Origin of the sequence: Bacteroides sp. 2_2_4 (assembly GCF_000157055.1) — a bacterium.
Lineage (GTDB): Bacteria > Bacteroidota > Bacteroidia > Bacteroidales > Bacteroidaceae > Bacteroides > Bacteroides ovatus.
This window is the reverse complement of record NZ_EQ973356.1, coordinates 719946-733100: the sequence shown is the minus strand read 5'-3', so window position 1 is coordinate 733100 and position 13155 is coordinate 719946. Positions and strand designations below refer to the sequence as shown.

14 protein-coding genes are annotated in these 13155 nt (G+C 50.3%); all 14 read right to left on the bottom strand.

All coding sequences use genetic code 11. The features are described 5' to 3' along the window. Positions 1-108 precede the first annotated feature (108 nt). On the bottom strand, positions 109-720 hold the full coding sequence (locus BSCG_RS21260) for a hypothetical protein (RefSeq protein ID WP_008771365.1): 612 nt from the start codon (positions 718-720) through the stop codon (positions 109-111). A gap of 83 nt (positions 721-803) precedes the next feature. Next, the gene (locus BSCG_RS29880; RefSeq protein WP_175285319.1) at positions 804-965 is read right to left on the bottom strand and encodes a hypothetical protein; all 162 of its coding nucleotides are present in this window, start codon (positions 963-965) and stop codon (positions 804-806) included. A gap of 11 nt (positions 966-976) precedes the next feature. After that, positions 977-2515 (bottom strand): glucosaminidase domain-containing protein, encoded by a 1539-nt coding sequence (locus BSCG_RS30810; RefSeq protein WP_008771367.1) that lies wholly within the window; start codon positions 2513-2515, stop codon positions 977-979. 12 nt (positions 2516-2527) lie between these two features. Then, positions 2528-4528: a zincin-like metallopeptidase domain-containing protein gene (locus BSCG_RS21270; protein WP_032849340.1), complete on the bottom strand. Its 2001-nt coding sequence runs from the start codon at positions 4526-4528 to the stop codon at positions 2528-2530. 13 nt (positions 4529-4541) lie between these two features. After that, positions 4542-6374, bottom strand: coding sequence for a hypothetical protein (locus BSCG_RS21275; protein ID WP_008775170.1), 1833 nt, complete (start codon positions 6372-6374; stop codon positions 4542-4544). Positions 6375-6377: 3 nt separating this feature from the next. Beyond that, positions 6378-6659 (bottom strand): hypothetical protein, encoded by a 282-nt coding sequence (locus BSCG_RS21280; protein WP_008771370.1) that lies wholly within the window; start codon positions 6657-6659, stop codon positions 6378-6380. Between the two features lie 23 nt (positions 6660-6682). Beyond that, entirely contained in the window at positions 6683-7513 is an 831-nt protein-coding gene (locus BSCG_RS21285) for a M23 family metallopeptidase (protein WP_008775169.1), read from the bottom strand. A 29-nt stretch (positions 7514-7542) separates the two neighbouring features. Further along, positions 7543-8199, bottom strand: coding sequence for a hypothetical protein (locus BSCG_RS21290; protein ID WP_008775168.1), 657 nt, complete (start codon positions 8197-8199; stop codon positions 7543-7545). Between the two features lie 28 nt (positions 8200-8227). Continuing rightward, the gene (locus BSCG_RS21295; protein ID WP_008775167.1) at positions 8228-8908 is read right to left on the bottom strand and encodes a hypothetical protein; all 681 of its coding nucleotides are present in this window, start codon (positions 8906-8908) and stop codon (positions 8228-8230) included. Positions 8909-8928: 20 nt separating this feature from the next. Next, the gene (locus tag BSCG_RS21300) at positions 8929-9618 is read right to left on the bottom strand and encodes a hypothetical protein (protein ID WP_008775166.1); all 690 of its coding nucleotides are present in this window, start codon (positions 9616-9618) and stop codon (positions 8929-8931) included. Next, positions 9599-10084, bottom strand: a complete 486-nt coding sequence (locus BSCG_RS21305; RefSeq protein WP_008775165.1) for a PH domain-containing protein — start codon at positions 10082-10084, stop codon at positions 9599-9601. The genes BSCG_RS21300 and BSCG_RS21305 overlap by 20 nt, the downstream gene beginning before the upstream one ends. 5 nt (positions 10085-10089) lie before the next feature. Beyond that, entirely contained in the window at positions 10090-11262 is a 1173-nt protein-coding gene (locus tag BSCG_RS21310; RefSeq protein ID WP_008775164.1) for a toprim domain-containing protein, read from the bottom strand. 20 nt (positions 11263-11282) lie between these two features. Then, positions 11283-12902, bottom strand: a complete 1620-nt coding sequence (locus BSCG_RS21315) for a hypothetical protein (protein WP_008997480.1) — start codon at positions 12900-12902, stop codon at positions 11283-11285. 9 nt (positions 12903-12911) lie between these two features. Then, positions 12912-13136 carry a hypothetical protein gene (locus BSCG_RS21320; RefSeq protein WP_008771378.1) on the bottom strand — a complete coding sequence of 75 codons (225 nt, stop codon included), beginning with the start codon at positions 13134-13136 and terminating at the stop codon, positions 12912-12914. Positions 13137-13155 lie beyond the last annotated feature (19 nt).

Genomic DNA, 13155 nt, shown 5'->3' with positions numbered 1-13155 from the left:
TTTTATGTTGACGTCAACATAAAATCATCATTTCCGCAAAGAGGTCAAGAGCCTTGTCCTCCGCGGACGGGCCGTCATTGCTGTTTTTCCTGTAACCGGCCATGGCTGTCAGTTGTTAGGGTTATACGGCTGTTTCACATATTCCGACATTTCCGATACCTTGCAGGTAATGTTCAGCTTGTCGTTATAGACGGACAGTTCCAGTTCACCTTTGGCCTCGATGCCGGTCTGCGGTTGCAGCCACTCCTCACGTTTACGGTCAAAGCCTAAGAAGCGTACCCACAGGTACTCGAAGCCGTCATTGACCTTTTCCGCAGAAAATGCGGAGAACTGCAAGAAATTCTTGCCTTTCTTGTCTGTCTTCTCTTCGATGTTCTTGCCTGTCTTTCCACGGAAGAGCATTTCGCCCTTGATGGAATCCTCGTTTGAAGCCACGGTAAGGTTAACCGATGAAGCCGACAGATTGAAATAGAGGTTGTCTCCACGCTTCTTGAAAGTCAACACACCGGAAATTTCCACTCTCTTGCCTACGGTATAGTCAGCCCGATTGTACTCCTCTCCATCCTTGGCGACAGAGATTTCCACTGTTTTGTCGATACCGTTTCTTGCTGGAATCACGCAATTTACGGCAAATGCCGTGAAAGCCTTGTTCTCATTGTTGGTGCGCACTACAGCCGCCTTGCTGATGGTTCCGCACACTGTTACGTTACACTTAATCATATTGCTTGTAGTTTTATTTTAACCAAGACCATTTGACCGGAATATCCTATTAAATGTGAACTACCCGCATATACGTTCCGTCTTTAATCGGGCGCACGGATTTTAATCCAGACTATCCCTGACGCAATGACAACCTGCACACCCACAATCACGAGTGTCACCACCAGACCGAACAGCCGGTAGCATACAAGGGTATGCAGTCCTGCAAGGGACAGTCCGACAAACAACAATCCTATTTCCATCATCACGCTTTTCATTATCTTCTGATTTGCTCGTTCTGGCCCTGTTGCTCTGACATTCCCTGCTCGAAGTTCTGGGATGCCTGTTGTGACAACACAATGGCATTGACCATTCCTGCCACTCGCATACGCTTGCTTTCCTCCGTAAGTCCCGGATTGTTCAAGGTGGCGGACAGCCGGCTCAATTCAACGGTACTGAGTTCCCGTGAGACTTGCACGATACCGTTGTCTGCCTGCAATACGGCTTTGTTGTTCTCTCCGATGACAAGGGCACAACTTTTCATGTGGGGCAACAATGAAGTCAGTTCCACCTTCCGGCTACCTGCCATTTCAGAAATGGCTTCTTTCTGTTCCTCTTCGTTCTTGTTGTCAATGACTACCGCCAGCATCATCAGCGAGGAAAAGGCTTTGACCACCATATCCATAATCGGGTCATTCGTTCCTGAAAGTCCGACACCGCTGTCTTCCGAGGATAACAGTTTCTTCATCCACTCTTCAGGACTTTGTGATTTTGTTTCCTGGGGAGTGGCAGTAACCTCCGTTTTGTATTTAGCCAACAGGTCGTTGCCATTATGCAAGGCTTGCAACTTGATGTTTCCCTTTTGGGCAATGTCTGCCAGATAGATTGCGGGATCAATGTCTCGTTTTTGTCCGTCAGCGGTAATCTGTGCCACTCCGAAATGCAGGTGTTCGCCGGTAGTCCGTGTCCCGGTATTCCCTGAAACACCGAGTCTCTGTCCGGCTTGCACCATATCACCCACCTTGACATCAACAGAGGACAGGTGCATATAAGTGTTCTGTATCTTGCTTCCGTCAGCCCTCTCGTATTCAATGGTTACGGACTTGCCTCCGGCGGTTTTGGCATTTTGGTTTACTGCCACCACTTTGCCGTTATTCTCGGTAGCCAACACCGCATCGCCCTTACAGCGGATGTCTATACCCTTGTGCATTTGCAGCTTGTCAGCATTCATGGGGTCGGTACGCATTCCGAACGGTGAAGTGACAAACAGGAACTCTTCGCGCTCGACCGGGAATGAATAGGTGTTTGTCGTAACCGCTTGCCCGGTTTCTGTTTCCAATCCTTTTGCCTTCATTTCTGCCATGACCATCCGGTCATACTGCTGTAGCCCGTTTGCTTCAATGATTTTTTGCAGACTTTGGGCATAATTGCCGCCACTTGCATACCCGGCCTTGGCAAGTCCTTTCGTCCAACCCTTGTAATCGTCAGGAGACAGGTCAAAACATTCCGCGTACCGTTTGTTCTCTACAAGGAATTTGGAATGATGCTCGTAAGAATCGCCCACGCTGTCGTAGCTGCAAAACTTCTCGTTGGGCTTGTCATCGGTGTAAATGCCGTATTTGCCACCTTGCGCAATCCACCCCGGAGTGGCTTTGATACCAAAATGGTTGTTCTCGTTCAGGGCCATATGGCTTTGCCCGTTGCTGCTCTCCAGTATGCCCTGTGCCAAGGTCACTGAAGCCGGGATGCCGTATTTGCGCATCTGTTCCATCGCAAACTCGGCGTATTTCTCCACATATTCTTTATTCTTGCTCATTGCTTTGTCTGTTTATCGGTGCATTCCTTTTGATACCTCTTCCTCTTCTTCAACTTCCTCTTTAGGCTGGTCGTGCTTGATTTCCTCGTCACGGCTGATTTTCGTTTCCACTTCCGACTCCTGTTTTTCGGAAGAGGTCTGTTCCTGTGCCTGGCTCTTGTTCAGCACGTCCGCGAAAAGCGTTGCCGCCAGATGTTGTTTGAAACTGTTCCTGTCCTCGGCGACCCACATCCGTTGCCATTGCTGTGGTGTGACGCTTCGGGGCTGCGGTTTCTGGTTGTCAATGGTGGGAGCGCAGAGTATCGCCCCGTTCTTTGTCTTGAACACGGCCACTCGTTGTATGCGGTTCAAGTCAATGCTTTCATCTGCCGTGTGGAACAGGTCCACTTTTAGATCCGGCTTGCTCTCGGCAAGGGCATAGTATTTTCTGGCCAGTTCTCCACGCACCTTGTCTATATTATCTAATGACTGTTTCAGCGTGGTGAAGAAACGGTTCAGGTCATCCTTTTCGGGATAGACGCTGTAACCGGCTTTTCCTTCCGGCTTGATGAATAAAGCCCAGCGGTTTTTGTCATCCTGTACCATCTGTATCTTCTCAAACCAGGGTTTGTCAGCATGCTTCACCGCAGGGTGCGCATCGATGGTGGAGAGTGTTTCCAATGCCCAGTTTTTCAGACGCGCCACCTCTATCTGCTTTTCGGCGAAGTAACGGTCATCGGGACGGTAGCCCAACGCACCGTCCGGATTATAGAAACGCACTTTTTCAATGCCGCTTTTCTCCAATGCGCTTTGTATGCGCTGTTTGCTCATTCCCTTGATTTCGTTGTTCACCTCCAAGGATGCACCGGCAGGGAGTATCACATCGGCACTCTTGCCTTGTTTGTCGATGACCAGGACAATGGTCTTGTTTTCCTTGTCGGGATGCTTCTTGATTTCGTCAGCCACGAAGAAATGCTTGGGCATTTGCTCCCGCATCTGTTCTGTCTGGCGGTAGTTACGATAGGTGGCATACTCGATTTTTTCGCCCCGTTCCGCTTTGCGTATCACTTCCAGCGCATTGTTCACATCGCTCTCGATGGCATCTATCAGACAAGGGTTCTCTTTCAGTTCACGGTTCCAATAATCCACCAGTTTGACACTCTCGTCCGACAACCGGGCCGGAAGTCCCATTTCCAGCATCTTGATACCCGAAGCGATTTCGGCAATCAGCCGTTCCTGCTTGACGGCATCCTCTGTTGGGGGAATCCCGTTTTTCATCACCATTCCCTCACGGGCAAGGCGTTGCTGGTGTCCGGTGGCTGCTATGATTTGCCGAAGGGTCTCCTGCGCGTAATCGATGTAATGTGCGAAATCCTTTTGCCGTGGAATATATATCGCGTCTTTCTGGCTGTCATAATGCGCCACACCGCTGCCATCCGTGCGAACCGGTGCCAGATTTCTCGAAATAGACTGTACGAAGGCATTGAATTTCGGCCTGAGCTCACGCAATTCCTTTTCCCCGAATCCTTGCTCGACACTGTTGCCGTATTTTGCCAATGCGTCATCGTATGCTTTCCTGTCAACGTGGGGCAGCAAAGTCTGGTCGATATTGAACAATGTGCGTATCTCCCTGTTGTGTACGCCTTTGTATCGGTTCTTCTCTTCGGGAGAAAGTTTTTGGTAGTCATCCCTTGATATGACCTCGTTGGGATTGTTCCTGTTCACGTACTTGTTCCAATTATAGAACAGGAACGGTACTCCTTTTTCGTGTTCCTTGACGGATTCGCCTCTTGCCTTTGCTTCGCTATATAAGGTGAAGAGGTTGCTCTTACATCCGTTCTTGTCCGAGTGCAGAGCCATGAACAGGGCGTTGAACGGACTGACCGCCACGCCTGCCGGATAAAACTTGGGATAGCCCTTTCCTGTGGCATTGAGCCAGTGGCCGCCCGCGCTGACCGCCCCGTTTAACGCTCCGGAGAGCAGTTCCACTTGTTTGTCGGCGGCATTTTTCTCAAACTGTGATTTCTCTTTCATATCTGTTGCTGTTTTATTGTATTCCTCTGGTACGCACAATCGTTTCCCTGTCGTTCTCTTCGTAATTCTGCGACATCAGTTGCTGGGTATGGTCGCTCTTGACAAGGATGGCATTGGCAAGGGTATTAAGCGGCAATGCCCCGGCATTGTAAGCTGACACCACTTTTTCAGGCAACTGGATGGTGCAGGGTACATGGTCTATGGTTGCGATAAGGTTGTTCCCTTGCAGTATCGGACCGGAAATCCGTGGATTCAGCGGTTCGTCTGCATAGACCCGGTATCGGACGGAACGGTTTCCCGTATTCAAACCGTTATCTTCATTCCGTTTCCATCCTAATGCCTCGTGTCCTGCCTTGTTCAACAAATTGGCACCGCCCAGTCCGATCATCATCATTTTGAGAATAGGATTCTTAATGAATATGCCGGCGACGATGCTGGCGATAGGCAGTACATTGTCTCCCAAATCCAATGATTTTGTCCTGCCCGTAAACATACCCACCAGAATATCCGGCAACATGGCAAGCACATAACCCAAATTTTTGCTTATGTCTCCCATGCCACTCAATCCCAAGGTTGAGAAAAAATCGCCCCAGCCGTTTTCGTTGGCATTGGCGGTTTGCTGTCCTGCCTGTCGGTTCTGTCCTGATTCAATGGCTGTTTCTTCCCTTGATTCTTCCGTCGTTTCCGTTTCATTGGCTTGTTGGACGGATTGTGCGGTATGGGTGTTTCCCGATTGTCCCGGATTGTTTGCAAGCGCGGATTGACCTTTAACCTCTTCTTTCTTCTCCATATCCTGCAAATAAGTTTCCATGTATTCCGGAGCGATGACCATCGGAATATCCTTATATCGCTCATCTTTTATCTTTTGGCCGGCAATAAAATCAAACAGCATTTTCGCTTGGGCGTTATGGCTCATCCAGTCCCTGAAATCAAAACCCTGTACGGGAATCTTCTTGGTCAGCCGTTCATTGGTGGCGATGATATAAGGATTGTCATTGGCTCGAATTTCATTGGCATCTTTACGGAATCTGTCAAAGACATTCCTCTCACTTCCGAATACGCCCTTGCTGATGCAATCTTCAACGGATGCAGTGTTTCCTGTTTTGTCCTTGGAGGAAGTCAGTGCTGAAAATGCCAGGTCAACCCCGACAAATTTGGCAAAGCTCGCCCAGCTTCCCGCACCGCCGAGTGATATGGCATCAATGCTTGCACCGATGACTTTGCCTGTCCCTTTTTCCAGTTTGGACGGTTTGTAGGCTGCTTCCCCACGTCGCTCGATTTCTGCGGCAAGCGGTGACTGGTTCAATGTGTATGACAGCCCGAAAAGCGTGTTCTGTGCCGCCTTGCGCATGATGTATTCAGCGGAAGACTTGGGCATATTGTCTTTGACCATCTTGCCCATCATCAACTCTCCGATACGGTATTCCGTATATGCGTAAGCGAGGTCGCCACCTAATTGCCCGGACAGTTCATCATATCTTTCCCTGCCGATTTCATCCACCACGGCGGTACGCCATTCGTTTGCCATTATCGTGAGGTCTGCCTGTATCTCCTTATTGTTTGCAATCTTATCCTTGCACATTTCAATGTAGTCCTCCGTGGTCTTGGAGTTCCATTCCCCGGTCACTTTCAGTGTCTGGTACGGATCCATCATCGGATTAGCGGCTGCCGCCATAGAACCGAGGATGCCGGCTGCACTGGTGGAATACGCTGCCATTTCCTCCACCTGCTTGCGGTTGAGATAGTCCTGCGTGTCTCGCATGACAGGGGCAAGGTGACTATTGAAGTAGTCACCGAATATCCTTTCTATCTCCGCAAAGCGTGCTGTATGCTTGATTTCGCCCATATTTTAATAATTCAATTGGTTCAACAGTTGTTCCTTGGTTTGTTCTATGGCGTTGTGGTATATCTCCATCTGCTTGGGGAAGAACTCTTCCAGCCATTCATCCTTTTCTATCCGGTCCTGAATGAAACGGATGGCGGCCATCCGGTCGATTTCTACGGAATGTTCGCCTTCCTCCCGGTTATTGAACCATGCTTTCGTCCACCATCGGACTCCGGCACGGTCGGGATAGACGGACACCATTCTCGGAATATCGAAGCTCTGTACATCTATCTCCAGTTCCGACAACGGGTCGATAATGCCACTGTCGGCTACTGCCTCGGATTGAAGTTTTTTTTTACTTCCTCGCTCATGGTGGAGAGATAGACATTGTGTCTGAGAGCGAGATAATTCAGAAAATCCGCTATCAGGAGATTCTGTACCTTGCCCGCCAAAGGCAAGGCACGGCCGCCTATGCCCAAAGGGTTCGCCATGCTCGGCATCGACTCAAAGAAGTAGTTTTTGGCCGCTCCCACGGTGAACACATTACGCAGGGACTGTTCTGTATATTCGGGTACGATGTACTCGCCACGGAACAGGTCTTCCATATAGACGGGAAGGAACCGGAGCATCAGTTCCTCGATTTCCTCCTTGTCACGGTCGTACCTGGTTTTAATCTCACCGTCAAACGGAGTGAACTCGTGTGCCGCACCGTGTTCCGATTTGCCGAGTGCCTGGATATTGCCGTAAAGCATGGTCAGGAACTCTATCGGATTCAGTTCCTCGCCGTCAAACGCCACTTCCATGTGAAGGTCGTTTCCACTGATGGCTACCGTCTGACCAGCTTTTACTTTTTGTCCGAAACGAATGAATATATTAGCAAGATGCGCATAGGTCACTTCGTATTTGCCGTAGCGTATGACAATATATACACCATGCTCTTTGTCCGTACCAATACTTGACACGACACCGCTTGCCACTGCCGCCAAAGGACGGTGACTGGCATGGAAGTTTATGCCGTGATGAAAGGATGTCTCTCCGGTGACGACATCTTTCTGTTCCCCGTAGCCTTTTGATAAGGTTACTTCTTTATTCTTTTCTTCCTCAAAGGGCATACAATAGCCGCTTGGGGATTGTAGAATCATTTCTTCCGTGTATTTCATTTGTAGAATAGTATTGTATTATGACTGTCTTATCTTCTCATTCCTCCGCTATGGGTCTGTTCCTCCTGTTCCTGCTGTGGACGGGCTTGACGCTGGTTGTCGGTAACGGACACTTCTTGCAGGCGTTGGGTATTGTTGCCAATCATCATCATGGTCAAGAAGATACCGGCTATCTTGCCGAGCCAGCCTGTACGTCCGAACACGAGGAATGCCCCGGCAATCAATCCGACTATGCTTAATCCCGATACTCTGCCATGCGCGAGGTTGCTGAAAAAGTTGCCTAACATATTCCCGGCATTCCCGTTGGAAACACCGCTTAAAAAATTGGACGCTCCATCGAGCGTGGAAGATAGCGAACTTGACGCCTGGCTCACGTTGTCAAAAGTCTGTTCGGCTTTGCCGGTAAGTTTGTTTACCGTTTCGGTAGCCGCTTTCGCCGTGCCGCTGATGGCGTTGGTGGTGTCTTCTCCGATGACGGCATCGCTCACGATGCGCACCACGCTCTTGTCGGTGGTCAGTTTCTCCCAGCCGACATATCCGGCCGCGGCTCCTACGGTTGCCGTCTTCAATGCGCTTCCTGCCCCTCGCAAGGTCTGTGATGGGTGCAATACGGCTCCGCCAACGGCTTTGCCTGTCGCTCCTGCGGCTTTGCCGCCTGTCTTTAATAATGAACTCCAGAATCCCATATCTTTTTGTTTTTATATTCTCGTTATGTTAAAAAGCGCCGGCCTTTCCGCTTCGTTTCCACCGTTTCATGGCAGACCTGGCTATCTCTGCTTTGTTGGCTTTGGGTTGTTCCCGTTCCGTGATTTCTGCCCACACGTCACCCATCGAGGTGTATTTCACCGCCATGGTCAGCCGTCGCAGCTTTTTGTTCATCAGTTGCAGCTTGGGACGGATTCCGAACACGATTTCCATCCGCTGTTTCTCCGTCATCTTGTTGTCTGACAGGCAGACCGTGCGTATGTCATTGACAATTTCCACGGAGTTGTATATCAGTTCCCGGTATATCTTGTTCCGGTTCGTAGAGAGTGCTACTGCTACGGCATTGGCAGGACTTTTCCTGAGTTGCCCGGTGAACTCTCCCATGTTTTCCGTGAGATGGGTTATCTCGTGATAGAAGCCGTATATCTGTGCGGCGTAACTGATGACCGAACGGAATGAATCCAGATAATCATTGAACTCCCGTTGCAGGTCGGTGACGGCTTCCACCTCCTCTTTCGTCCAGATGTGGCCGGTGGTTTGCAGGAGCATGATTTTCTCTTGGTTCTTCAAGGTCTTCTTGGACTTTTCGGTATAGATGAGAACCATTCCGGCAAGGGTGGGGTCTATCTGCGCGTGGACTTTCACGCCTATGCACAGCAGTGTGATTATGATAAAGATTGCCCGTCTCATTTTCTCTTTCCTCCATCTTTTTATCTTACCGTTGCTGCCCTGCGCCACCTGTTCATTGCCATTCGTGCCACTTCACCATTGTTCCTGTCCAGCATACCTGCCGTCACGTTGTTCCACACGTCCGTCATCGTGTAAGTCCTGATGCTCAGGTAAAGCAGGTTGAGTTTCTTTTGGAATGCGGACAGTTGGTCGTTCAATGCCCATAGGGTCTGGCTCCGTTCCGCTCCCGTAAGCATATTCTCCTTGCCTCCCTTTGCCACGGCATCACGGAGCAGGGAGAATACCGTCACCAGTTCGGTTGCGGTCTCGATGTACAGGTTGTTCATGCTCATTGCGGCGACAATGCCCTGTGGATTGTCGCTGATGGCTTTTTTCAACTTGCATAGCGAGATAAAAATCCTCACACCGTCATTGTACAGGTGGGTACAGGCTTTCAGCGAGGATGCGAAACCGCTTACCGTTTTAAGGTAACTGTTGTATTTCTTCTCCCACTGGCGCATCTGCTCGAACTCTGCGGCAATGGTATTCTGCAAAAGGGCGGTTTTCTTCTGCCCGTCCATCTGGTCTTTGACTTTGCCGAGAATCAGTTCGTTGCCTTCTGCCAATGCCACATATTCCAACGGATTGGTCGTGACAATCTGCGCCTTCGCCGTGACAGACAAGATGATGCAGAATAGGAGCATCGTTATTTTAGTGATTGGTGATCTCATAGATTCCTTTTCGTTGTTTGTTAAACTCTACACGCTCTCTGATAATATCCACGATATTGATTCGTTTGGGCAGACCTGTCAATTCCAACTTGGGCGTGGTCCTGTCCATAGACAACACCGTGACAGTCTTTAGCCCGAAAATCTGCTGCAACAAGCTCTGCTGTTCGTGGAAGTCCACCACACGGTACAATTCGATGTAACCGATACTGCGTTGGAACACGCCATGCTCGGCAGTCAGCTGTTCGCTACCGACGTGATAGCGTATGCGTTTCAGGTATATAAGCCGGTAAATCAAAATGAGGGAAAGGAGAACGGCAAGGAGGGTGGCGATAGATGCAAGAGGGGCGTTCTCCATTCCTCCATAGACCAGTCCCACGGGACAAAGCAACAGCAAGGGCAGTTCGTCGATGAAGAACTGTGCCGTTTGCGGTCGTAGTGAAATCTCTCTGTATATCGGTTGTTGCATGGCTCTTATCTGTGTATATTTGGTTGTCGGTGTTCTTCTTCCTTGTCAGTTGCACATCCCGTTGTACCGAGTGGTGCCCCCAATGGGATAATCGCGTCCTTGATGCTGCCAAGGTATTCCTCGCTTGTCTTGCCAAGCAGGGCATCGTTCCAGTCCTTGTAACAGGGCATCAAGGGAAATACTTTTATACGGTCGGAACTGATGTGTATGGATTCCGCTATGGCTTGGAATTTTTTCACGAACTCACGTCCGGCACTGTCGTTGTCAAAACACAAGTAGTGGTTTATATCCGGAGTGACGGAAAGCATACCGCGAATCTGCATATCGGTGGGAGTGCCGCCCGTGGAGACGAACACGCTTTTCTTGGAAAGGTCAGGGTTGTCCCGAAAGCCATTCCTGTGTATCTGGTAGAAAGCCATTGCATCGTAGGCACTTTCAAACCACGCAACGCCGCCTGCCTTTTGCAAAGGCTCACCGCTGAAATTGGCTATCCACAAGCCCTCGCTGCTGTTGCTGCCCTCGGCTTTGCCCTTGTAACTTCCGCTACCGTCCATCTTGGGACGGCCTCGTTCCTCCAGTCCTGCAATCTTGTCCGGCTCTTTGGGAAGTACCAGTGGAAAGGCAAGGTTGGCATACGCCAAACCGTCTGAACGGTGTCTGGTAGCCAGAAAGAAATGGTTGGCAAAAGCCCGTTGCGTGAAGATGTCGATGCCACGGTTCTTGAAGTAGGGATAAAAACGCTTGTGGGTCTCCCTGTCTTTCACGTCAAAACGGTGGATGTCGTAATCATCCAGCCTGAACGGAGTGTTCTCCCGTCTGGGTTGGATGATGCGCAAAGGTCTGTCATTGATGGGCTGGTTCAACAGCCTGTTGCAGACAAGGTTGACCAACCTGTCTGGAGAGACGCCGTTCCGGTGTTCCGCAAACTTCTCAGGGAATGCCTTGATAAAGGATATGATATTATAGAGCTTTTGCTGTGGTGGCTGGAAACAGCATTTGCCGTTCGGTGTGACGATGAACTTGTCACCCCGGATGCGTGTGCCGTTGCTGTCCGTGCGGATATAGGACGGATAACGCAAGCCGTCACGCTTGTTCAGGTGATAGCCTGCGTCCATCAGTATATCCTGAATGTCTAGCCGTTGCAGGAAGTCATCGTATGTCAGTTCTCCGTTTGCCATTTCCGTGTTCCTTTTATTCCTTAAAATCCTCTGCGCATCTCTGCCACCTCCTTGTTCATCTGCGCTTCAAAGTTCCTTGCTGCCACATCCATCGGCGAGTCCACTCCCGGCTTGAAATAAGGACGAGGTGCGGAACTGAAACGCTCTCCGTAAAATTCCGGACAGGGATGGTGCAGCCCGTGGGCGACATCCGACAACACAACCGCACCTGCGGCAAGTGCGGCGAATATCTTCGTCCCCAATCCGCTGCTCATTTCGGGACGGGTCTTCATATCCACTTCGTTGAATATCTTGGAAAAGAGCTTCATGCGGTGGTAGTCATCGACTGCCAGGAACTTGTCGTACTGTTTCTGGCTGATTTCATGGGTGATGGGTTCTCCGTTGATAATGGCGGTCATCTTGTATTTGCCCTCTGTTTCTGCTGGTTGTACGGCGATGGCTTCCACTTCCACTTCACGTCCGTGTTCTCCTTCCCGGTACCAGCCTTTGTTTTCGTTGATGTATGACAAGTCCCGTCCGTCAATCAAGGCTCCTTCTTGTGGTTCTCTGATGATATGTTCGTCTTCTTGCAGTACGGTCTGTTCGGTAGAGTGCGGTGCAAGGCTGTTATCGGATTCCAATGGCAGGAGCAAGTCCTGTTCCTGCCGGTTCCGCATAGCCAGATCCTGCTCCACTTCGGGATGCAGGGCAATGCTGATGCGCTCCTTGCTGTTCAGAGATTCCAATGTGACCTTATCGGAATAGTCATTTTGAATGACATTGTTCAGAATCTCCAGGCGTTTTTCAACCGGATGCTCTTCAATGGAATTGGAGGTCAGTGCGGATAATTCCTCTTCTGTCAGGTCATAGACCATATCGGCACTGACTTTCTCCGACTGGATGGTCAGTGTTCCGGCTTCCGTATCCACGATGATGCCGTGTGACGAAAGGCATTCTTGCCATTTCTCATTGGAGAAATAGACGGGTGAGGTAATCAGCTCCTTGTAAGGCTTTGCCGGTTCTTCGCTTCTTGGCTTGTTTACCATCGGGGTGATGACTGCCTGCAAATCCTGCAAGACATCCTGCTGGAATGGCTGTACCTGCTCTTGCGGTTGCCGATGCCCTTTGTAGTAGAATCCGTAACCGCCCGATTGCAATTCGCCGGGTTTCATGCGCCCGTCCGGGCGTTCTGCCACCATAGGTGTACCTGCATAGAAAAGCCGGCCGCCGACTCTGCGCAAGTGATAGCCTTCCTGCTGTCTGGGAGTCCATCCGAGGAAAGGGGGCGGCATACCGTACCTGCCGACCCTGCCATACTCACCGATGCCGATACGGTAGCCGTGAAGTCCCATTGCCACACGACCGTTGGCGTTGCGTGCGTGGACGAAGTTGCGGGGCATATCAAAATCCTCCTTTACGATGTCCGTGAAGGTCTCGTAGGCTTTCTTGTTGGCATGGTTCGTTCCCCAGTCGGTCAGGGCCTGCATCTGCTGCCTGCTGATGGGGTATCGTAACAGTGGGGAATCGTGCCCCTGTACTACCAGCTGGTAGCTGTCACCCACAGGTACGACATGGGCTTGCATACCGTTGCGCATCAAAAGAGCACGCATTTCGGGTTGCAAGTCCGGTCTCATCGGGTTTGTGTTGGTTCGTATTGCCATAGTCCGTGTTTATGCTTCACCGCTTTCCATGGCGGCTTCTAATTGTTCACTCTTGTAGTGGACGAATTGCTCGGCTGCCGTATCGTCAATCGTGAGCGAGTGCGCCTTGCAGTATTCCACCAGTTCTTCCTGCCATTCGGCAGAAAAGTGGTTGACGTAATCCAGCCAGCCGTATTCTCCGCGCTCCATCTTCTCGATGAGCACTTCTTCGGGATAATAGGTGTTTTGTGCCATAATTACAGTGTTTGAAAGG

What these genes read in the sequence shown, in the direction of transcription:
- BSCG_RS21260 (WP_008771365.1), bottom strand. Translation starts at nt 720, where the DNA reads ATGATTAAGTGTAACGTAACAGTGTGCGGAACCATCAGCAAGGCGGCT.
- BSCG_RS29880 (WP_175285319.1), bottom strand. Translation starts at nt 965, where the DNA reads ATGATGGAAATAGGATTGTTGTTTGTCGGACTGTCCCTTGCAGGACTG.
- BSCG_RS30810 (WP_008771367.1), bottom strand. Translation starts at nt 2,515, where the DNA reads ATGAGCAAGAATAAAGAATATGTGGAGAAATACGCCGAGTTTGCGATG.
- BSCG_RS21270 (WP_032849340.1), bottom strand. Translation starts at nt 4,528, where the DNA reads ATGAAAGAGAAATCACAGTTTGAGAAAAATGCCGCCGACAAACAAGTG.
- BSCG_RS21275 (WP_008775170.1), bottom strand. Translation starts at nt 6,374, where the DNA reads ATGGGCGAAATCAAGCATACAGCACGCTTTGCGGAGATAGAAAGGATA.
- BSCG_RS21285 (WP_008775169.1), bottom strand. Translation starts at nt 7,513, where the DNA reads ATGAAATACACGGAAGAAATGATTCTACAATCCCCAAGCGGCTATTGT.
- BSCG_RS21290 (WP_008775168.1), bottom strand. Translation starts at nt 8,199, where the DNA reads ATGGGATTCTGGAGTTCATTATTAAAGACAGGCGGCAAAGCCGCAGGA.
- BSCG_RS21295 (WP_008775167.1), bottom strand. Translation starts at nt 8,908, where the DNA reads ATGAGACGGGCAATCTTTATCATAATCACACTGCTGTGCATAGGCGTG.
- BSCG_RS21300 (WP_008775166.1), bottom strand. Translation starts at nt 9,618, where the DNA reads ATGAGATCACCAATCACTAAAATAACGATGCTCCTATTCTGCATCATC.
- BSCG_RS21305 (WP_008775165.1), bottom strand. Translation starts at nt 10,084, where the DNA reads ATGCAACAACCGATATACAGAGAGATTTCACTACGACCGCAAACGGCA.
- BSCG_RS21310 (WP_008775164.1), bottom strand. Translation starts at nt 11,262, where the DNA reads ATGGCAAACGGAGAACTGACATACGATGACTTCCTGCAACGGCTAGAC.
- BSCG_RS21315 (WP_008997480.1), bottom strand. Translation starts at nt 12,902, where the DNA reads ATGGCAATACGAACCAACACAAACCCGATGAGACCGGACTTGCAACCC.
- BSCG_RS21320 (WP_008771378.1), bottom strand. Translation starts at nt 13,136, where the DNA reads ATGGCACAAAACACCTATTATCCCGAAGAAGTGCTCATCGAGAAGATG.